We start from the raw sequence: 19,237 nt of genomic DNA, 5'->3' as shown, positions 1-19,237 counted from the left end.
ACTGCAGAAAGAACAATGTTTGCTTCATACTGACTGCCACGCATTACAACCTGGCTTTGAGGAATAACCTGTGCCGTTATCTGGTTTACACGATAGTCGCCCACATCCACACTGCTGAGAAGATAGTTCAAGGCCTCACCTTCTGCATAGCGTACGTCGCTCTGTAATTTGGTAAGCATGGTTACTGCCGCAGCAACAGGCATATTTTCAAACAAGGACTCCTGCCAGGAACGGGTTGTGAGTCCGCTTCTCACCGACTCTGTATTCAGGCTCGCTTCAAGAACCTTTGTTTTAGCGGGATCCGTAACCAATTCTCCTAAGAATTTCCGATAGTTATCTATACTACGTTTCAGCTTTTTACCTTCGCCGGTCACCGGAGACAACATGATTTGTGAGGAAGCTTCAATATCATCCTTATGAACGATATTATTTACATTCCCGTCTTTCCCGTCCGCCTCCTTTACAATACGTACCTTGAGTTCCTGAAGGTAGTTGTATAATGAATCGCTCGACTTTTTCACCTGCTGTCCCTTCTCATACCATTCTTTTACCTTGGTAGGGTTAGTCTGATAGTAGGTATCCAACTCGCCCGATACAATCTGATTTCGTTTGGATGAGTTGTCGATCGTAGTTCGTAAACTGCCTTCCACCAATTCGAAACCATCCAAAACCTCTGACGACACATTAAGTGCCATCATGGCAATGAACACCAGATACATCAGATTGATCATCTTCTGTCTGGGCGAATTGGGATTATTTGATAATTGTGGCATATTCTGATTGCAGTTTAATTATTATCTTCCGGGTTGTCCGGGATTTGAACCATAAGAAGCAGCTCCCTGAGGTTGGTAGGTAGATGCCGATGGTGGATTGTAACCTTGTCCTCCCTGAGGTTGTGACTGAAACATCCCGGCTCCGGGCATGTTGACTGTCATCGCCTGCAACAAACGGCTGTAAACCGTATTGAGCTGAGCAAGCTGTTGTGCCATGCGCTCATTTTCTGCCCGGAAGACAGAACTGTCCACCACAGATCCTTCGTATAAATCTTTTATACGACTCAAACCGCCGTTAATACGTTCGATGGTGTCGATTTGCGAACTGATGCTCTTAAGCTGAATTTCATAGATGGTGTTGAGTCCTGAGATATTCCGGTTAAGCGCCTCCATCTGATGTACATATCCTCTTGAATTCTGGTTGATTCCATCCGAATGGTCCGTAATACTTTTATAGGAGCTTAGCAACGTATCCGATACTTCCGTAAGACTGTTTGTAGTCTGACTGAAACGCTTCATCTGGTCGGCCATCCCAGCCAGTTGATCCAGGTACTGTTGTGTTGCATCTGTCAACTCAGCCATCTTGGAGATCTGCTCTGCTGCACCACTCAGCTTCTTGATGCTATCCGAAAGATTCCGTGTATCTTCTTCCGAAATGTCCAAAGCTCCGCTTAATCCAGCTGATTGCTTTACAGCCATCGGGTTGATCAACAAATTCGCATTGGAATCATCCTCTTCATTCGCAGCCGAATGCATGATACCCGAAACTTTTTGATTGGCAAACTCGGGACGATCCATGGGATTCTTGGATTTCAGTACAGGAAACACCTCTTCCCAATGATAATCCTTTCCGGGATGTTCAAACCCGGAGATGAAGAATACAAAAAATTCCGTCATCATACCCACGAACAACATTTCATTACCAAAAGGGAGGTGAAGCAATTTAAACAAGGCTCCCAATACAACAATCGAGGCTCCCCAACTATAACAGAAGTTCAGCAGTCTCTTACCCATATCACTGGAAAGAAACATCTCAATTCTATTTTTATATTTCTTATACTTTCCCATCGTTCCGAAGTATTATATTATATATCATTTCCTATTTTTTACCCTTTGAAAATCCGATCTGCGTTCGTACGCATCTGAAGCCGATATACGAACGTGTTTCGTTCTGGTATTCCATGGAACGCATATCCGAGCGTATAAACTGGGATACATCCTTCCAGGAGCCGCCGCGCACCACCTTTTTCTTCATGGCGTAAGGATCTTCCTTCGCCGCATTATAGCGCAAATCAGGATTCATATCATTCATCTGATTCGGACCCGATTCAGAATAGGTGGAGGAAGTCCACTCGGCCACATTGCCGGCCATATCATATAAACCGAATTCATTGGGAGAATACGAACCCACCTTCGATGTGATCAGATGTCCGTCTTCGGTATAATTCCCATTACCCGGCTTAAAGTTCCCCAGGAAACATCCTTTGCTGCTTTGCAGATCGTTGGTCGCCCAGGGGTATTTATTTTCATTTTTACCGGCACGCGCTGCATACTCCCATTCGCCTTCGGTAGGCAATCTGAAAGGTTCAATTGTATAACCGGCAGGTAAATTGGCAGATTCTTTAAAATAGTTGGTTCTCCAGACACAAAATGCGGTGGCTTGTTCCCATGAAACACCCACAACCGGATAGTCATTGTAACCGGCATGTGTAAAATACATCCTCATGTATGGTTCATTATAGGCATTGTTGAAATCATTTACCCAACAAGTTTCATCCGGATAAATATTAACGATCCTCGTATGAAGAAAGTCGTGATAACCGCTAAGCGGTCTTGTGATGGTTTCATTAACAATAACCCCATCGTCGTTGATATAGGCCGTATCCTTGGAGATCATGACAACCTCATTGGGATCTACCTTTATATCTGTATTACGTTGACGGGCTGCCGGATCCAGGTTATTCTTCCTTAATGCGGCGGCAGTATGATCATACCACTCATATCGATAATTCATCTGCTTCTCATCCAGTCTTTTTTCTCCGGTGATGGGATGAATATAGTATACACTCTCAATAGCGCGCTGCTCGTCTTCAGTTGCACGCTTCCAGGGTATGGGTCTGCTCCAGTCCAGATGAGGTGTTACAGGTTCGCCATAGCGGTCTTCCGTAATCTTAAAAAGTTCGTTGCCTCCGTAGGCAGGATCGGCAAGACGTTCACGAATGATCGAATCGCGTACGTAATAAAGGAACTGACGATATTTAGCGTTGGTGACTTCTGTCTCGTCCATCCAGAATGCATCAAAAGATACTCCTTTGGTTTCCGGATCTGTACCCCATAACGAATCCTTATCCGAAGGTCCCATCTCGAATGAACCTCGTTTAATAAGAATCATTCCAAACGGTGCCGGCTCATTGAAGGATGCCGTTCTGGCTCCTGTAAGCTCACCTCCACCTCCACTTAACGGACTACCGCAAGAGGTAATTAAGGCTGCTGCCCCAAGTATTGATAATACCTTCTTCATATACTTATAATATACGTACACTTTTGTGTTTATTTTTCCCTGTTTTTGTCTTTGTCAGCTTCAACTTATACCGGATCATCAGTTCGTGGCTGCCGGTACTTCCCTTCAATATGGCAGATGTCGGGAAATCATAAGCATACCCCACCTGAAATCCACCGATAAGAGCCCCGATTGAAAGGACCACCGATTCATTCACCCGCCAGGATAGTCCGCCATTAAACATTTTATTATAAACTAACCGGGCCGTAATATCAGTCTGAAACGATTGCATATCAGTCTTCATGAATACAGACGGTTGCAATTCATACAACGGGTTCCTGAGTTGAATATTGTATCCTCCGGTTAAATTATACGCCCTGCCTATATAGCTGTATACATTTTCAGTAAGCGCCAGTTCCGGTTCGGAAATATGTGTCGATGCAATTCCTGCATAAAAGTCTTTATGGCTGTAATATATACCTGCATTTAAATCAAGAACCATGGCCTCAACCTTGGTATTGGGTATTCCTTCATCCGTACCTGTATGAAATTCACTTTCAGGGATATCCACCTTTGTTCCGTCGAAACTTTGATTAACCATGCCAGCCTGTATACCTATGCTAAGAATCCCTCCGAATAGTTTTTTCTTATATGCATATTGAGCCGAAACATGGGTATTCTGAAACAGACCGATTGTTTCTGTAAAACCCACCACCCCGACCCCATGGGTGGTTTTACCAAAAGTTAACGGCATATCGGCTGAAACAAAAAAGGATTTGGGTGCTCCTTCAATACCGATCCATTGCTGGCGGTGCAAAGCAAATAGATTGATATTGTCCGTATTACCGGCAACGGCAGGATTATAGTATCCCATCGCCATCCAATACTGACTGAATTGGGCATCGTATTGTCCAAAAACGACATTCATTCCACCCAACAATATGATTAATTGCAGAAAAAGCCTTCTCATTCTTACTTTATGCATAGTACGATTATTGTAACTGCAAAAATGGAAATAAATTGTACATAGGCATAAAAAACAGAAAAGGCAGTAAGTATTTCCTTACTGCCTCCAATGTATTTAAAAAAACATTAATACTCTTCCTCATTAAAGAAGAAATCCTCTTTACTTGGATAATCAGGCCAGATATCCTCCATGCATTCATAGATTTCGCCTTCATCTTCCATTTCTTGCAAATTCTCAATTACTTCCAACGGCGCACCAGAACGCTGTGCATAATCAATCAACTCGTCCTTTGTTGCAGGCCAGGGTGCGTCTTCTAGTTTTGAAGCTAGTTCCAATGTCCAATACATAGTTATAAAGTATTAATAGTTACCAAAAAGTTAGTTCTAATTTTCAATTTCCCGCAAAAATAGAACTATATTTCTTAGATGCAAGTATAATCCCAAATTATTTCTTTTCCATCGTTAATTATACACTCTTTTCGTGCTAAAACGAACAAATAGTCGGATAAACGGTTCACAAAAATCAAAACCGGCTCCTCTACCGGGTCAGTTTCTGTTAATTTGTATATCTGTCTTTCTGCCCTTCTGCAAACAGTCCGGCATACATGTGCCAAAGAGGCGGAACGGCATCCTCCCGGAAGAACAAAGTTTCGCATAACCGGTATTCCTGCATCCAACCGATCGATTTCATTTTCAATCCGGACGATACTTTCAGGGGTAATACGGCTTTCAATTTTCAACTCTGTACTTTGCTGGTCGGTTGCCAGATAAGAACCGACACTAAATAATTTATGCTGAATAAAATACAGAAAATCTTTATCCAGCTGATCCTCCAGGGAAGTAACCAACAAACCGATAAAAGAATTCAGTTCGTCTATTGTGCCATAACTTTCCAGTCGCTGATGCGTTTTAGAAACACGTTCGCCACCCACCAGAGAGGTAGTTCCTTTATCTCCTGTTCCAGTATATATCAAACTTTTTTTAGTTGCCATAATCTTGATATCAATAGTAGGTTATATAATTACGTTTATGCAGCTTGTCATTAAAAAAAACTATACCTAAAGCATATAGGTCCATAGTGACTGTAACTTTCGGATGCGAACAGATTTCTTTCCAGGCAATTCTCATCTTGGAAGACGATTTAATCCCTTTAAAAACAAAGACTGAATTTTGATGAGTCTGCTCCACACATTTATTAAACAACGAGGAACAACAAATATCATCATCCTGCATATTAAAATAAACAAAATCCACAGCTTCCATATCTTCAAGGGCCTTGGGTAGCAGATCGGTATAATCGCCTTCTCTCAGATCAATCGGATTCCGGGCCTGTTTAAAGGTCTCACGTGCAACAGATGCAAAAGCCGGATTACTCTCTAATGCAATACACTGTAATCCGGAAGCGTAAGAAGTTAGGTAAAGAGTGGACAGCCCCATATTGGTCCCTATCTGTAAAATATGAACCGGTTTGAAGTAATTGACGATTTTGAACAACAATGCACCCTGTTTAGGAGAAATAGCCCTTTTCTGAACCAGCTGTCCGAGGGTCTTTTGGACAATCGCCCCCTTTTTTTTCTTATCAGGATAAGAGACCAGCTCCTCTCTGTACTGAAGTTTTAAACGTGTCAACGCAATATCATCCAGTAAATAGAAATGACCTGATTCTTCAATAACCTTAGTAATCAGATTGTAAACAAACGGAGAATGTACACCATATCCTTTTCGATAGCGGACACGTCTATAGAGGAGAATACTACGCCTTAAGGCATTTTTGCTTTTTGGTATGATCTGCATCTTATATTTTATTTACTAATACAAAGTTAGTAAATAAAAGTTTTATCTGACAAACCATTTCTTACCCAGATGATGTACCGGATACCATGCGGCTATAAAACCTATAGTAACAACCGTAATAAAAACAGTAATTACATCACTTAATGCAACCCGTACCGGATATGCATCAACGATAAAGGCCCCTGTAGTCTGCCCCAGTTTAAGCAAACCGAATTCTTGTTGAATCAGGCAAAGAATAATACCGATCAAGATACCTATCAACGCGCCAAAGCCAGCAATCATCCAGCCTTCGAAAAGAAATATCCGGGAGATGAGCGCGTCGTTAGCACCCATATTGCGTAAAGTCTTTACATCTTCCTGTTTTTCGATCATAAGCATCGACAACGAACCCACCACATTAAAAAGGGCAATTGCCAGAATGAAGCTTAGAATTAAGAAGGTCATCCATTTTTCTATCTGCATCATTTTATAAGATGCTTCCTGCTGTTCGAATCGGTCTTGAACAATGAAATCTTTTCCTAGAATGGATGCGATTTCGTCTTTATCGGAAGAAAAGTTGGAAGACGGATGCAGCTTGATCTCGATAGAGGAGACTTCTGTTTCGTATTTAAATAGTTCGCGTGTCAAAGAAATGGGCACCAAAATATAATTTTCGTCGTACACTTGTTGATTGATGCAGAAAACTGCTCCGGCATATGCATACGAAACCTGAAATGAGGTTGCAGGATTTGACAGATTTACTTTTTCATCTCTTTTGGGTGCATAGAACTCCATAGGCGAAAGATAACCTGCATTTACACCAAGAGCTGAAGCCATCCCTATACCTGGAATAGCATAATCAACCACATCATCCTGTAAAATAAAATTACCATCAACCAAAACACTGTCGATGGACGCCAATTGCTCAAAACTTTTATCAACCCCCTTTACAACGGCAACCACCTGCCTGTTATCATAACGCACCAAGGCATTATCTTCCAGGACTTCACACCATACGTCTATTGAAGGTAATTTTTTCACCTTCTCAATCCGACTGTCTTGCGGATCGAAGACCTTTCCTGTTCGGGGAGTGATCTTTAATTCAGGATCAAAGCTGCTGAATAAAGTAGATACCAGATCATTGAATCCATTATACACAGACAGGGCGCAGACTAAAGCAATGGTTGCAACAACTACACCGCAAACAGATACCATCGAAATAATATTGATGGCATTGTGAGACTTCTTTGAAAAGAGGTATCTTCTGGCTATGTAAAAGGGAAAATTCAATGGGGATTACTTCTTTAACAAATTATCAATTTTTTCAATATAGTCCAGTGAATCATCGATATAAAAGGTCAGTTCGGGTATTTTACGTAACTGTAAATGCACCCGTTGACCTAAATCAAAGCGGATAGCCTTGGTGTTAGCCTTGATGGCTTCCAGCAATTCGGGAGCTTTTTCCGAAGGAAAAATACTTAAATATACCCGTGCAATGCCTAAATCAGGACTTACCCGCACCACACTCACGGATACCAAAGTGCCCGACATAGCCTTTGTCTGAAGCAGAAATATATCGCTTAATTCCTTCTGCAATAAACGACCAATTTTATTTAATCTTGTACTTTCCATAATTATTATTTTTTCCAAATCATTGTAAGTCCGTCCCGAAGCGGCAGAATCACCTTCTCCACTCTCTGATCAGCTTTTATTTTATCATTAAATGCAAGAATACCCGCTGTTTGCTTATCTGCCGGATGGAGAGGCTCAAGCACTTTCCCGTCCCATAAGGTATTATCAGCCAGGATCAAAGCCCCTGCCGGCAACTTATCAAAAATCAGATCGTAATAATCTGAGTAAAGTCGTTTATCGGCATCTATAAAAACAAGATCGAATGATTCATCCAACGCCGGTATGATCTCCATCGCATCACCGAAATAAAGCTTGATTTTATCCTTATCCGGCGATTGGGAAACATACTTACGGATAAAATCTTCCATCTCATCATTGATCTCCAACGTGTGGATTTCGGCATCCTTCTCAAGAGCCTCAGCCATACAAAGAGTTGCATAACCTGTATAGGTCCCTATTTCGAGAACCCGTTTAGGTTTAAGCATCCGGCAAAACATCTTTAAAATTCTGCCTTGAAGATGCCCGGATAACATACGTGGACGAAGAAGATTCACATTGGCATCCCTATTTAAAGCAGCCAACAGTGAACCTTCTTCATCACTATGTGAAAGAATATAGGATTCTATTTCTTTCGTCATTCAATATTAGTCTTTAAAAGTTGGAAGCGAGTATTTATCTCCAGCATCCAAAACTTTGCCAACATTATTTATTTCGAGGAACGAGGTACCGCCGCCTTCACCAAAGCTACCGCTAAGATAGGCAACCATATCAGAACGGGTAATACGGCCACTCTTGATCAGTTCATTCAATGCTTTAAAGTAATATTCCCGCTCAGATTTACTCTCTTCCTGATAAACAGCCCATACGCCATAAGATAAAGCCAGCTCTCTTGTAAGACGCTCGTGATAACAGATGGCATATACGGTGGATGTACCACGGAAAGCAGCCAGATAACGTGCTGTTCTTCCGGTAAAGCTATCTGTTATGATTGCTTTTACATGAAGCTTTGAAGATGCCTTCACTGCTTGTTTGGCAAGGAAAGAAGTTACATCAAGGTCGTTTCCTACGATAGGAACACGGATATCATTTGCTGCAAGCTTTGTTTTTTCGGCTTCAGCTGCAATCTTGGTCATAGTAGCAACCGCTTCTACAGGATATTTTCCATAGGCAGTCTCACCACTTAACATTAATGCATCTGTACGGTAATAAATGGCATTTGCGATATCTGTAACCTCTGCTCTGGTAGGACGAGGATTATTGATCATCGAGTGAAGCATCTGAGTTGCCACAATAACCGGCTTTTTAGCTTCCACACACTTTCTGATCAATACACGCTGAATACCCGGAATCTTTTCCTGTGGAACTTCAATACCTAAATCACCACGGGCGATCATGATACCGTAAGCCACCTCCAGGATTTCATCGATATTATCAATACCTTCCTGATTTTCAATCTTAGCAATAATTTTGATCGGGCTGTTGTGTTCGTCAAGAATACGCTGTATATCAAGCACATCTTGTTTGCAACGAACAAATGAATGAGCAATAAAATCAAGATTATTCTTAATACAGTAAAGAATGCTGGTACGGTCTTTTTCTGTCAACGATGGCAAGCTGATACGTACCCCCGGTACATTAACACTTTTACGGCTACCAAGAGTAGCATCATTCAACGCCTCGCAAACAAGGTAATCAGAATGCTTTTCAATAACTTTCAAATCAAGATCGCCATCGTCGATAAGCAATTCTCCGCCTACAGACATATCTGCAACAAAATTCTTATACGACAGGCAAATGCATTCCCTGGTGGTTTCTCCATCAGGATTACCCATCACCTTAATTCTATCACCTGTTTTTAATTCAAGAGGCTGAGCCGTTTTGGTTGTTCGAATCTCCGGGCCTTTCGTATCCATTAAAAGCGCAATGTGATTTGACACGGCACGGGTATTGCCGACAACTCTATTAAACCCTTCTTCAACCATGTGGGCCGAATTCAGGCGTACCACATTCATTCCTGCCTTATACAGGGATCTGATAAACTCTACCTCACACCGTTGATCTGAAACAGTAGCAACAATCTTTGTATGCTTTAACATATAACCTTACTATTATAATCTTTATTAAAAAAATCTTCAAATTAAAACACAAACAAGCACCCGGTCCATCAAATTCATTTGAAAGATTCAAGGGCCAGTTTGTAAGAATCAAGCCCAAAGCCAAGGATCACTCCTTTGCATGCAGCTGAGATTTTAGATTCATGCCTAAACGACTCTCTGGCATGAACATTCGAAATATGTACTTCCACAACCGGAGTTGTAACTGCTTTAATAGCATCATACAATGCAATGGATGTATGGGTGTAGGCTCCGGCATTTAGTATTATTCCATCATAATCAAATCCTATCTCGTGAATTTTATTTAGCAATTCGCCTTCAATATTGCTTTGAAAAAAGGTAATTTCAAACGTAGGAAAGTTTTTCCGCAGCGTATCAAGATACTCCTCAAAAGAGGAGTTTCCATATACAGACGGCTCTCGCTTTCCCAGCAGATTAAGATTTGGTCCGTTGATAATCTGAATCTTCTTCATTTTATTGTAAGTTTATTACCTTTGCCCCATACCACAGGGTTGGAAAATATCCGGCAAAGATAATGATTTTATTTGACAAAATTGATATAAACTATGACAAAGCAATTGGGTAAAGATATTATAAGTAAATACCATACATATATTCGCCTCGAAAAATCGCTATCACCGAATTCAGTGGACGCATACATGCGTGACTTAGAGAAATTAGTATCCTATGCGAAAACTGAAAATCTGGACATAACAGGCATAACTTATCTTGATTTGCAACAATTTATCTCACAATTACATGATATAGGAATTCATCCACGCTCTCAGGCACGTATTTTATCAGGCATCAAATCCTTTTATCATTTCTTACTCATTGATGAATATATAACAAGCGACCCGACTGAATTGTTGGAAGCTCCCAAAATAGGACTTAAACTACCCGAAGTGCTGTCAATCAATGAAATCAACAGACTACTGGACAGCATTGACCTTTCAAAGGCGGAGGGGCAGCGAAACAGGGCCATGCTGGAGGTTCTTTACAGCTGCGGACTTCGTGTTTCCGAACTTATAAACCTTCGGTTTCCGGATGTTTACTTTAACGAAGGATTCATTCGGGTAGAAGGCAAAGGAAGCAAGCAGCGCTTAGTTCCCATTTCAGATACCGCCCTTAAAGAAATACGCCTGTATCTTTTTGACCGTAATGCCGTTCAAATAAAAAAGGGTTACGATGATTTCCTGTTCCTTAGTCGCCGGGGAACCGGATTGTCTCGTATCATGGTTTTCCACATCATCAAAGAACAGGCAGTTTTGGCTGGCATCACCAAAAATATCAGTCCGCATACATTCCGCCATTCCTTTGCCACCCACTTACTTGAGGGAGGTGCCAACCTTCGGGCAATACAACTGATGCTAGGTCACGAAAAAATCACAACCACAGAAATTTACACCCATATCGACCGCGAATTCTTACGAAACGAAATCCTGGATCATCATCCCAGAAGCCGGCAAAAAAGTCAATAAAAAAGATCTGACATTCAGCGCGAAAGATTTATTAAGCTATTTTCAGCAAAATAAACAAATAAAAGTTGAAAAAGAACTTGAGTTAAATCAATTAACAAATAATTATGTGTAATTTTGCCTACATAAAATATATGAAAACAAATATTGTTGCCCTAGTACTCGTTCTTCTTTGCATAACTGCTAAAGGAGTCGCACAAATCAGCCACGGAGGATCTCCTCTTCCGATGCTTACTCTTAAGAGTAATTCTGCTGATTTTTTTGTGGAGATGCCTGCATTCGATGTGGCCGAGGAGCTTCGCGTAGATTCATTGAACGAAAGTGATCTGCGGGGAGGATTCAGGTTTGCATATAAGTTTATGACCTCGCTGAATGTAAAGACAGCCGGAACCTCATTTACAATGGCAGACGGCACAAAAGTCTGGAGGTTAGGTATACGCTCGGCCGGGGCTTATTCCATCAATGTATTATTTTCAGAATTTGAAATACCGGAGGGTAGTCAGGTCTTTCTTTTCAATCCGGACCAAACCCATATCCTGGGATCCTTCACCCATCAGAACAATTCAAAGCTTAATATACTTCCGGTCGCCCCCGTTAAGGGAGACGAGTTGATAATTGAATACCACGAACCAGCCAATGCTGCATTCGCCGGAAGATTGGTTGTTGGTGAAGTAAACCATGATTATCGCAATTTAAGAGGGGCCGAACCTGGCCCCAACGTTGGAACCAATTTCTGTATGGACAACTTGGTTTGCGACCCCAATTATGAAAATCAATACGAAGAAGTAGGACGTAGCGTCGTTTTGCTGATTATAGACGGAACTATTCTATGCAACGGAACGTTGCTAAACAATACCGAAAGGGATGGAACTCCGTTTTTATTAACGGCATCACACTGTCTCAATAACAAATTTAGTGTAACCAATCCGGATTACGAAAAGGTGGCCGGCAGCATTGTCTGCTTCTTTAACTACAACAGTCCGGTGTGCAGTCCAACCATGAGGGGAACAGAAGAGCAGTCCATGGTCTCTGCCGTACCATGTGCCATCAACGAGAAAACAGATTTAGCGCTGCTGGAATTACTGCAAACGCCTCCTGTATATTACCGGCCCTATTATGCCGGCTGGAATGCAATGGATGCAGGTGTAGCTCCCTATAGTGGGATCCATCATCCGGGAGGATCTGTGAAACGGATCAATAAGTACACTGGTGAATTGAACGTTGCATCCTTCGATATTACCCATTTCAAAGAAAACAACCATTGGCATATCCCCAGGTGGAATGACGGGTCAACCGCAAGCGGGTCATCCGGATCTCCTCTCTTCGATGCACAGGACATGGTTGTAGGAGCTCTTTCAGGTGGAAGTTCAAACTGTACATTTATTCCGGGACATCCTACCCTAAAAGGTCCGATAAACGACTATTATTATACGTTGAAAGACTCGTGGGCTCCGGATACTACAAAAGAAATTACACTTAAGTATTGGCTGAACCCGATGTCATTCCCAATTTACAAAATAGAAGGATTGGATCCCTATGGAGATGCTGCCGCCGTAAGGTTAAGTAATCTCACCAACAACGGGAACAGAAATAACATTGAAGCTCTCAAGGTAGCGTTGCCCGACTCGGGATTTGTTTTCGGGACAAATACAACTAACCCGGAAAGTTTTGCAGAAGGTTATTCCATCTCCGGGGAGAAAGTTCGCATCCACGGGGTGTTTATGGTTACTCCATCTGCTATAGGTTCTTGGAAAGACAGCAAGGTTACAATCTCTGTATACAACGGAAACGGCAAACCCGATCAGCTTATCCATTCGCAAATTTTCAAGCCTACTTATACCAATCTGGATGCATCCAAGACTGGTTTTATAGAAACCGATAAGCCTTTAAACCGAGATATGGAAACATTTGTACCGTTTACATCCCGGGTAGTTGCCGAAAATGAATTCTACATCTCCTATACAATTGAAAATGTAGCCGGTGATACAATCGCTGTTTACAATCTCAAATCTGGAGAATCCACCAAAAATACGGCCTGGATTAAACGTAGCGGCGAATGGACTGAAGCTTCCAACGTGATTAACTTTGCAACATCCCTGTTTATCGACCCTGTTGTTCAATACATGGAATCATCCGGTGAAAATCCTGTCGGCATCGAACCAGAAGATTTAAATCCGGCAATCCGGGTTTTTACGGGAGCAGACAGAAAACAGCTTTACATTCTAACCAGCGAACCGGGAGAATCGGTCCAAGTGGAATTGTTGTCGGTTACCGGTAAGTTGATCCAAACGAACTCATTCCGTTCAAATCAGATTACATTACCTATAAGCCATCTTTCAAGAGGGATCTATATTGTTAATGTAAAGACTGAAAAAACCAGATATGCAACAAAAATTGTACTTTAATATTTAAATGTATCAATAAACTAAAATATATTTTTTGCCTATGAGAATTATACGTATTTTAGACAAGTAATCGTTTCTTTAGACTTGAAGTAATAGAATTATATAAAAGGTCATCGTATATAAAATTTAATTTTATATTAATTAAACATGGTCTACTTTCATTAATAAGTATTAAATTAGTGACATTTTATGACCGGAATTCTATACTTCCTTAAAATAATACTTTAGTTTTGCAGGCTAATGTATAATAAGCAAAATAAGTGAATATAAATACATAAATATCATTTTAAACTTACATCAAATTATGAACAAAAAGTTTTTCTTGCCATTTTTCATTTTGGCAACAATTGTAACCTTTTCTTCTTGCTCAAGCAAGTTGAAACCGTTAGCAGAACAGTACATTAAGGCCGAACCGCAGCCACTTGAGGCTATCGGTGGCAAAGTTCCTGTAACAATCAATGCTACATTCCCGGCAAAATGGTTCAACAAAAACGCTGTTGTAACTGTAACTCCGGTGTTAAGGTATGAAGGTGGCGAAGCATGGGGCACAGCTTACACATACCAAGGTGAAAAAGTAAATGGTAACAACCAGGTAATTCCTCAAGCTGCAGGAGCCAATGTTACAATGAAATCTTCTTTCACTTACAAACCTGAAATGAAGAAATCAGAATTATATCTGACTTTCGAAGCTAAAATCAAGAACAAAACAGTAGCTCTTCCCGACATCAAGATTGGCGAAGGTGTTATTGCAACTTCAGCTTTGGCTGACGCAGGAACTGCAACTCCAGCTTTGGCTGCCGATAAGTTCCAACGCATCATTAAAGAAGCTCACAATGCAAACATCATGTTCCTTATCCAACAAGCTGAACTTCGCACAAAAGAATTGAAGAAAGGCGAATTGGCTGATTGGAAAAACCTTGTTAAGAATGCAAACGAAGCTCCTAACCAAAATGTAGCTATCGAAATTTCTGCATATGCTTCTCCTGATGGTGGTCTTGATCTGAATACAGGTCTTGCTGAAAAGCGTGAAAAGAACACTTCTAAATATCTTGCTAAAGAATTGAAGAAAGAAAAAATCGATGCTCCGGTAGACGCTCGTTACACAGCTGAAGACTGGGAAGGTTTCAAAGAATTGGTTGCCAACTCTAACCTTCAGGACAAAGACTTGGTTCTTCGCGTTCTTTCAATGTACAACGATCCAGAACAGAGAGAAAAAGAAATCAAGAATATCTCTGCAGTTTACAGCAACCTTGCTGACGAAATTCTTCCTCAGTTGCGTCGTTCACGTTTGACTGCCAATATCGAAATCATTGGTAAATCAGACGACGAAATTGCCAACCTTGCTAAAACGGATGCAAAAGCTCTTACAGTAGAAGAACTTCTTTATGCTGGTGCTTTGGCAAAAACAACTGCAGAAAAAGAAGCAATCTACAAAAAAGCTGTTGAATTGTTCCCTAGCGATTACCGTACATACAACAACGTTGGTATGATCAACTTCCTGAACGGTGATTTGTCTGCTGCTGAAGCAATGTTCAATAAAGCTAATTCTGTTAAGGCTAACAACGAATCTAACATGAACTTAGGTTTGATCGCTTTGACTAAGGGTGACCAGGCTAAGGCTGAACAATTGTTTGGTAGCGCTGCAGGTGTTGCTGAATTAAGTGAAGCTCTGGGCGTTCTTTACCTTGAAAAAGGCGAATACGCTAAGGCTGTTAACTCTTTCGGTGCAACAAAGAGCAACAATGCTGCTTTAGCTCAGATCCTTGTAAAGGACTACAGCAAAGCTCAGCAAACATTAGACGGTGTTGCTAACGCAGACGCTACAACAGATTATTTGAAAGCTGTTGTTGCTGCTCGTACAAACAACGTTAACGGTGTAATCAGCAATTTGAAATCATCTATTGCAAAAGACAAGGCTATGGCTAAAGAAGCTGCTAAGGATCTTGAATTTGCAAAATTTGCTGCTGATGCTGCATTCTCTGCTTTAGTAAAGTAAGAACTACATTTTATTAAATACGATAAAGCCTCAGGCATCCGCCTGGGGCTTTATTTATATAAGACCCACAGGAAAACGTTCGTGCTGGGCAAACATAAAAAAGGGTGCCGGAATCAAATCCGGCACCCTTTCATATCTATAGATGATATATTATCTGCTTAAGCGCTTACGCTCATTCTCGTCGAGAACAATTTTACGCAGACGCATGCTGTTAGGTGTAACCTCCACATACTCGTCGGCTTTGATATATTCCAACGCATCCTCCAGACTGAACACAACCGGAGGAGCCAAAGAGACCTTATCATCCGATCCGGATGCACGCATGTTGGTAAGCTTCTTCGACTTAGTAACATTTACGACCAAATCTCCTTCTTTCGAATGCTCTCCCACAATCTGTCCTGCATAAACATCTTCCTGGGGACTAACAAAAAAGCGTCCTCTTGATTGAAGGTTATTTAATGCATAAGCAAAAGCCGTACCTGCTTCCATAGCGATAATCGCGCCATTGGCACGACGTTCGATATCCCCTTTCCAGGGTTGGAATTCGATGAAGCGATGAGCCATTATGGCTTCACCCGCCGAAGCAGTAAGCACCGCGTTGTTCAACCCGATAATACCACGTGATGGGATGATGAACTGAAGATGGATACGATCGTTCTTGCTCTCCATCATTCTCATTTCGCCTTTGCGTTTTGTAACCATATCAATGATACGGCTTGAACACTCTTCGGGGAGGTTAATGGTAAGCTCTTCAACCGGTTCACATTTTACGCCATCGATTTCTTTGATGATTACCTGAGGCTGACCCACCTGCAATTCGTATCCTTCGCGACGCATTGTTTCGATAAGTACAGACAAGTGCAATACCCCACGACCGTATACCAGCCACGAATCGGCCGAGTCGGTAGGTTCCACACGTAATGCCAGGTTCTTATCAAGTTCTTTCTGCAGACGTTCAAATATATGGCGTGATGTAACAAACTTTCCATCTTTTCCGTAGAAGGGAGAATTGTTGATTGTAAACAACATAGACATGGTAGGTTCGTCGATCGCGATGGTAGGTAAAGCCTCGGGCTCCAGAAAATCGGCAATAGTTTCTCCAATTTCAAAACCTTCGATGCCGATAAGGGCACAGATATCACCCGATTTAACCGAGCTCACTTTACTGCGACCCAGACCTTCAAATACATTCACCTCCTTGATGCGTGATTTTACCATAGAACCGTCACGCTTGCAAAGCATCACATCCTGCCCCTCTCTCAATTCACCACGGTGTACGCGACCGATGGCAATACGACCCACATATTTGGAGAAGTCGAGCGAAGTGATAAGCATCTGCGGAGTACCTTCCAATGTTACAGGTTCGGGGATATATTCTATGATTGCATCAAGCAATGCGGAAATATCTTCTTTAGGTTCATTCCAGTCGGTAGACATCCAACCGTTTTTAGCAGAGCCATAAATTGTCGGGAAGTCCAGCTGTTCTTCGGTGGCGTCCAGACTAAACATCAGGTCGAACACCATTTCCTGAACTTCAGACGGTCTGCAGTTTGGTTTATCTACTTTATTAACAACTACAATAGGTTTTAATCCAAGCTGGATGGCCTTCTGCAGTACAAAACGGGTTTGAGGCATGGGGCCTTCAAACGCATCTACTAACAATAAAACACCGTCGGCCATATTCAATACTCTTTCAACCTCGCCACCAAAGTCGGCGTGCCCCGGAGTATCAATAATGTTGATTTTATAATCATTGTAAGTAATGGATACGTTCTTGGAAAGAATCGTAATACCTCTTTCGCGCTCAAGGTCATTACTATCCAAAAACTGGTCGGGTTCTGCCTGTCCTTCACGGAAAAGCTTACCTGCTAATAACATTTTGTCAACGAGCGTTGTTTTACCGTGATCCACGTGCGCGATAATCGCGATGTTTCTAATCTTTTGCATTGAGACTAATTTATTGGCTGCAAATTTACGACAAATTCCTTTCATATGGAAAAAAAGAAAAGTAAAAGTGTTGTCTATCAAAAAACTAATGGCTACCTTTGCGCACGCTTTGAAACAATAGTATTAATTTTTTAAAAGTAGAATTCATGTATTTAGATTCAGCTAAAAAGGCAGAACTTTTCGAAAAGTACGGAAAGTCTAGCGCAGACACAGGTTCTGCAGAAAGCCAGATCGCTCTTTTCACTTTCCGCATTTCTCATTTAACAGAACACTTGAAAAAGAATCACAAAGATTATAGTACTTCAAGAGCTCTTAAAATGTTGGTAGGTAAACGTCGTCGTTTACTGGATTACCTAATTGCTAAAGACATCGAAAGATATCGTGCAATCATCAAAGAACTTGGTATCAGAAAGTAAGAAACAACTTCTCAGGAAGTTAAAGGGCTCTCTTCATTGAAGGGGGCCCTTTTCTTTTGTTATAACAACTCCCTTTTAATCAAAAAACAGATTAAAAACCACACAAAATAGCCTAATCTTTGAATATTTAATGTATTTTTGCCGTGTTTTGTAACAAATTATAATCAGCCGAAAAATTAATAAAATACATACAACTTAATTATCATGGGAAATAACAAGATTATAGGAGCAAAAATACAACGCATCCGCGAATCCAAAAACCTCACCGTTCAGGAAGTTGCCGAACGCTCCGGATTAAGTGTAGATCAGGTAGAGCGTATAGAAGGAAGTCTTGATTTTCCTTCCCTGGCTCCGTTAATCAAGATTGCCCGCGTGCTGGGAGTTCGTCTGGGCACATTCCTCGACGATCAGACAGAGCTGGGTCCGGTTATTTGTCGGAAACAAGACAGCAATACCGCTACAGAAAGTATCAGCTTCTCAAACAATGCCACCAAGGCACGCAAGCACATGGAATACCATTCCTTGTCGAAAGCAAAGTCGGGACGACACATGGAGCCGTTCCTGATCGATATTGCCTCGTCATCGGGCGTAGATTTTATCCTTTCCACACACGAAGGCGAAGAATTCATTTATGTTCTTGAAGGTATCGTAGAAATCAATTACGGCAAAAACACCTACATCCTTGAAGAGGGAGACAGCATTTATTACGATTCGATTGTAGCCCATCATGTACATGCCGGAGCCGGCAGTACAGCTAAAATACTGGCTGTAGTATATACGCCATACTAATTATCATCTCTTTATGGAATTACAAGACAAAACAATCGGACAATGGCTTGAGCATTGGGCCGAGACAACACCCGATAAAGAATACCTTGTTTATTCGGACCGCGACCTGCGTTTCACCTGGAAGGAGTTTAACGAACGGGTAGACAAAATGGCCAAAGGATTGCTGGCTATCGGTGTAACAAAAGGAACCCATGTAGGAATCTGGGCAACCAATGTCCCCGACTGGCTTACCTTTCTGTATGCCGGAGCTAAAATCGGAGCGGTATTGGTAACTGTAAATACCAATTACAAGCAGCACGAACTGGAATTTCTTGTTGAAAATTCGGATTTACACACCTTATGTATTACCGAAGGGGTATTTGACGGAAACTATGTAGACATGGTCTACGAAATGATTCCCGAACTTAGAAATTCTCAACGAGGTTATCTTAGCTGCAGCCGTTTTCCC

19 protein-coding genes are annotated in these 19,237 nt (G+C 41.5%); 6 read left to right on the top strand and 13 right to left on the bottom strand.

What is annotated here, in order from left to right:
• The 12 genes from porM to aroQ form a co-directional block, all read right to left on the bottom strand.
• The coding region (porM, locus tag AB7E53_RS08765) for a type IX secretion system motor protein PorM/GldM (protein ID WP_446775220.1) at nucleotides 1-773 on the bottom strand (773 nt) is incomplete at its 3' end.
• Between the two features lie 21 nt (nucleotides 774-794).
• The gene (gene porL, locus AB7E53_RS08760) at nucleotides 795-1,841 is read right to left on the bottom strand and encodes a type IX secretion system motor protein PorL/GldL (RefSeq protein ID WP_245832489.1); all 1,047 of its coding nucleotides are present in this window, start codon (nucleotides 1,839-1,841) and stop codon (nucleotides 795-797) included.
• Between the two features lie 31 nt (nucleotides 1,842-1,872).
• A complete protein-coding gene (porK, locus tag AB7E53_RS08755; protein WP_446775218.1) occupies nucleotides 1,873-3,294 on the bottom strand; it encodes a type IX secretion system lipoprotein PorK/GldK in 1,422 nt (473 codons plus the stop codon).
• A gap of 4 nt (nucleotides 3,295-3,298) precedes the next feature.
• The gene (locus tag AB7E53_RS08750; RefSeq protein ID WP_446775216.1) at nucleotides 3,299-4,258 is read right to left on the bottom strand and encodes a PorP/SprF family type IX secretion system membrane protein; all 960 of its coding nucleotides are present in this window, start codon (nucleotides 4,256-4,258) and stop codon (nucleotides 3,299-3,301) included.
• Nucleotides 4,259-4,365: 107 nt separating this feature from the next.
• Nucleotides 4,366-4,587, bottom strand: a complete 222-nt coding sequence (locus AB7E53_RS08745) for a DUF2795 domain-containing protein (protein WP_005633363.1) — start codon at nucleotides 4,585-4,587, stop codon at nucleotides 4,366-4,368.
• Nucleotides 4,588-4,661: 74 nt separating this feature from the next.
• Nucleotides 4,662-5,231 (bottom strand): cob(I)yrinic acid a,c-diamide adenosyltransferase, encoded by a 570-nt coding sequence (locus tag AB7E53_RS08740; protein WP_079682156.1) that lies wholly within the window; start codon nucleotides 5,229-5,231, stop codon nucleotides 4,662-4,664.
• Nucleotides 5,232-5,241: 10 nt separating this feature from the next.
• Nucleotides 5,242-6,033 carry an O-methyltransferase gene (locus AB7E53_RS08735; protein WP_079682157.1) on the bottom strand — a complete coding sequence of 264 codons (792 nt, stop codon included), beginning with the start codon at nucleotides 6,031-6,033 and terminating at the stop codon, nucleotides 5,242-5,244.
• Nucleotides 6,034-6,075: 42 nt separating this feature from the next.
• The gene (locus AB7E53_RS08730; RefSeq protein WP_446775214.1) at nucleotides 6,076-7,302 is read right to left on the bottom strand and encodes an FtsX-like permease family protein; all 1,227 of its coding nucleotides are present in this window, start codon (nucleotides 7,300-7,302) and stop codon (nucleotides 6,076-6,078) included.
• A gap of 6 nt (nucleotides 7,303-7,308) precedes the next feature.
• Complete coding sequence (gene rbfA, locus AB7E53_RS08725) at nucleotides 7,309-7,644, bottom strand: 30S ribosome-binding factor RbfA (protein ID WP_079682159.1); 336 nt, start codon at nucleotides 7,642-7,644, stop codon at nucleotides 7,309-7,311.
• A gap of 5 nt (nucleotides 7,645-7,649) precedes the next feature.
• Nucleotides 7,650-8,282 (bottom strand): O-methyltransferase, encoded by a 633-nt coding sequence (locus AB7E53_RS08720; protein ID WP_079682160.1) that lies wholly within the window; start codon nucleotides 8,280-8,282, stop codon nucleotides 7,650-7,652.
• Nucleotides 8,283-8,288: 6 nt separating this feature from the next.
• Nucleotides 8,289-9,740, bottom strand: a complete 1,452-nt coding sequence (gene pyk / locus AB7E53_RS08715; RefSeq protein WP_179400449.1) for a pyruvate kinase — start codon at nucleotides 9,738-9,740, stop codon at nucleotides 8,289-8,291.
• Nucleotides 9,741-9,814: 74 nt separating this feature from the next.
• Nucleotides 9,815-10,231 (bottom strand): type II 3-dehydroquinate dehydratase, encoded by a 417-nt coding sequence (aroQ, locus tag AB7E53_RS08710; RefSeq protein WP_079682162.1) that lies wholly within the window; start codon nucleotides 10,229-10,231, stop codon nucleotides 9,815-9,817.
• Between the two features lie 93 nt (nucleotides 10,232-10,324).
• Here aroQ and xerD point away from each other — a divergent pair, with 93 nt between their 5' ends.
• The 3 genes from xerD (at nucleotide 10,325) to AB7E53_RS08695 (ending at nucleotide 15,637) form a co-directional block, all read left to right on the top strand.
• The gene (xerD, locus tag AB7E53_RS08705; RefSeq protein ID WP_179400448.1) at nucleotides 10,325-11,239 is read left to right on the top strand and encodes a site-specific tyrosine recombinase XerD; all 915 of its coding nucleotides are present in this window, start codon (nucleotides 10,325-10,327) and stop codon (nucleotides 11,237-11,239) included.
• A gap of 131 nt (nucleotides 11,240-11,370) precedes the next feature.
• Nucleotides 11,371-13,641, top strand: coding sequence for a T9SS type A sorting domain-containing protein (locus tag AB7E53_RS08700; RefSeq protein ID WP_446775212.1), 2,271 nt, complete (start codon nucleotides 11,371-11,373; stop codon nucleotides 13,639-13,641).
• Nucleotides 13,642-13,945: 304 nt separating this feature from the next.
• Complete coding sequence (locus AB7E53_RS08695; RefSeq protein ID WP_179400446.1) at nucleotides 13,946-15,637, top strand: hypothetical protein; 1,692 nt, start codon at nucleotides 13,946-13,948, stop codon at nucleotides 15,635-15,637.
• 150 nt (nucleotides 15,638-15,787) lie between these two features.
• On the opposite strand, the gene typA is transcribed toward AB7E53_RS08695, so the two are convergent.
• Nucleotides 15,788-17,584, bottom strand: a complete 1,797-nt coding sequence (typA, locus tag AB7E53_RS08690; protein WP_371690127.1) for a translational GTPase TypA — start codon at nucleotides 17,582-17,584, stop codon at nucleotides 15,788-15,790.
• Nucleotides 17,585-17,730: 146 nt separating this feature from the next.
• On the opposite strand from typA, the gene rpsO reads away from it, so the two are divergent.
• The 3 genes from rpsO to AB7E53_RS08675 form a co-directional block, all read left to right on the top strand.
• Nucleotides 17,731-18,000 carry a 30S ribosomal protein S15 gene (rpsO, locus tag AB7E53_RS08685; protein ID WP_068187106.1) on the top strand — a complete coding sequence of 90 codons (270 nt, stop codon included), beginning with the start codon at nucleotides 17,731-17,733 and terminating at the stop codon, nucleotides 17,998-18,000.
• 204 nt (nucleotides 18,001-18,204) lie between these two features.
• Nucleotides 18,205-18,789: a helix-turn-helix domain-containing protein gene (locus AB7E53_RS08680; RefSeq protein ID WP_079682165.1), complete on the top strand. Its 585-nt coding sequence runs from the start codon at nucleotides 18,205-18,207 to the stop codon at nucleotides 18,787-18,789.
• A 13-nt stretch (nucleotides 18,790-18,802) separates the two neighbouring features.
• Nucleotides 18,803-19,237, top strand: a 435-nt coding sequence (locus AB7E53_RS08675; RefSeq protein WP_446775210.1) for an AMP-binding protein, incomplete at its 3' end; no start/stop codon positions are given.

It is taken from the genome of Macellibacteroides sp., assembly GCF_050251695.1.
GTDB lineage: Bacteria > Bacteroidota > Bacteroidia > Bacteroidales > Tannerellaceae > Macellibacteroides > Macellibacteroides fermentans.
The sequence above is the reverse complement of the archived record's forward strand: the minus strand, read 5'-3'. Positions and strand labels throughout refer to the sequence as shown.

What these genes read in the sequence shown, in the direction of transcription:
- porL (WP_245832489.1), bottom strand. Translation starts at nt 1,841, where the DNA reads ATGGGAAAGTATAAGAAATATAAAAATAGAATTGAGATGTTTCTTTCC.
- porK (WP_446775218.1), bottom strand. Translation starts at nt 3,294, where the DNA reads ATGAAGAAGGTATTATCAATACTTGGGGCAGCAGCCTTAATTACCTCT.
- AB7E53_RS08750 (WP_446775216.1), bottom strand. Translation starts at nt 4,258, where the DNA reads ATGCATAAAGTAAGAATGAGAAGGCTTTTTCTGCAATTAATCATATTG.
- AB7E53_RS08745 (WP_005633363.1), bottom strand. Translation starts at nt 4,587, where the DNA reads ATGTATTGGACATTGGAACTAGCTTCAAAACTAGAAGACGCACCCTGG.
- AB7E53_RS08740 (WP_079682156.1), bottom strand. Translation starts at nt 5,231, where the DNA reads ATGGCAACTAAAAAAAGTTTGATATATACTGGAACAGGAGATAAAGGA.
- AB7E53_RS08735 (WP_079682157.1), bottom strand. Translation starts at nt 6,033, where the DNA reads ATGCAGATCATACCAAAAAGCAAAAATGCCTTAAGGCGTAGTATTCTC.
- rbfA (WP_079682159.1), bottom strand. Translation starts at nt 7,644, where the DNA reads ATGGAAAGTACAAGATTAAATAAAATTGGTCGTTTATTGCAGAAGGAA.
- AB7E53_RS08720 (WP_079682160.1), bottom strand. Translation starts at nt 8,282, where the DNA reads ATGACGAAAGAAATAGAATCCTATATTCTTTCACATAGTGATGAAGAA.
- pyk (WP_179400449.1), bottom strand. Translation starts at nt 9,740, where the DNA reads ATGTTAAAGCATACAAAGATTGTTGCTACTGTTTCAGATCAACGGTGT.
- aroQ (WP_079682162.1), bottom strand. Translation starts at nt 10,231, where the DNA reads ATGAAGAAGATTCAGATTATCAACGGACCAAATCTTAATCTGCTGGGA.
- xerD (WP_179400448.1), top strand. Translation starts at nt 10,325, where the DNA reads ATGACAAAGCAATTGGGTAAAGATATTATAAGTAAATACCATACATAT.
- AB7E53_RS08700 (WP_446775212.1), top strand. Translation starts at nt 11,371, where the DNA reads ATGAAAACAAATATTGTTGCCCTAGTACTCGTTCTTCTTTGCATAACT.
- AB7E53_RS08695 (WP_179400446.1), top strand. Translation starts at nt 13,946, where the DNA reads ATGAACAAAAAGTTTTTCTTGCCATTTTTCATTTTGGCAACAATTGTA.
- typA (WP_371690127.1), bottom strand. Translation starts at nt 17,584, where the DNA reads ATGCAAAAGATTAGAAACATCGCGATTATCGCGCACGTGGATCACGGT.
- rpsO (WP_068187106.1), top strand. Translation starts at nt 17,731, where the DNA reads ATGTATTTAGATTCAGCTAAAAAGGCAGAACTTTTCGAAAAGTACGGA.
- AB7E53_RS08680 (WP_079682165.1), top strand. Translation starts at nt 18,205, where the DNA reads ATGGGAAATAACAAGATTATAGGAGCAAAAATACAACGCATCCGCGAA.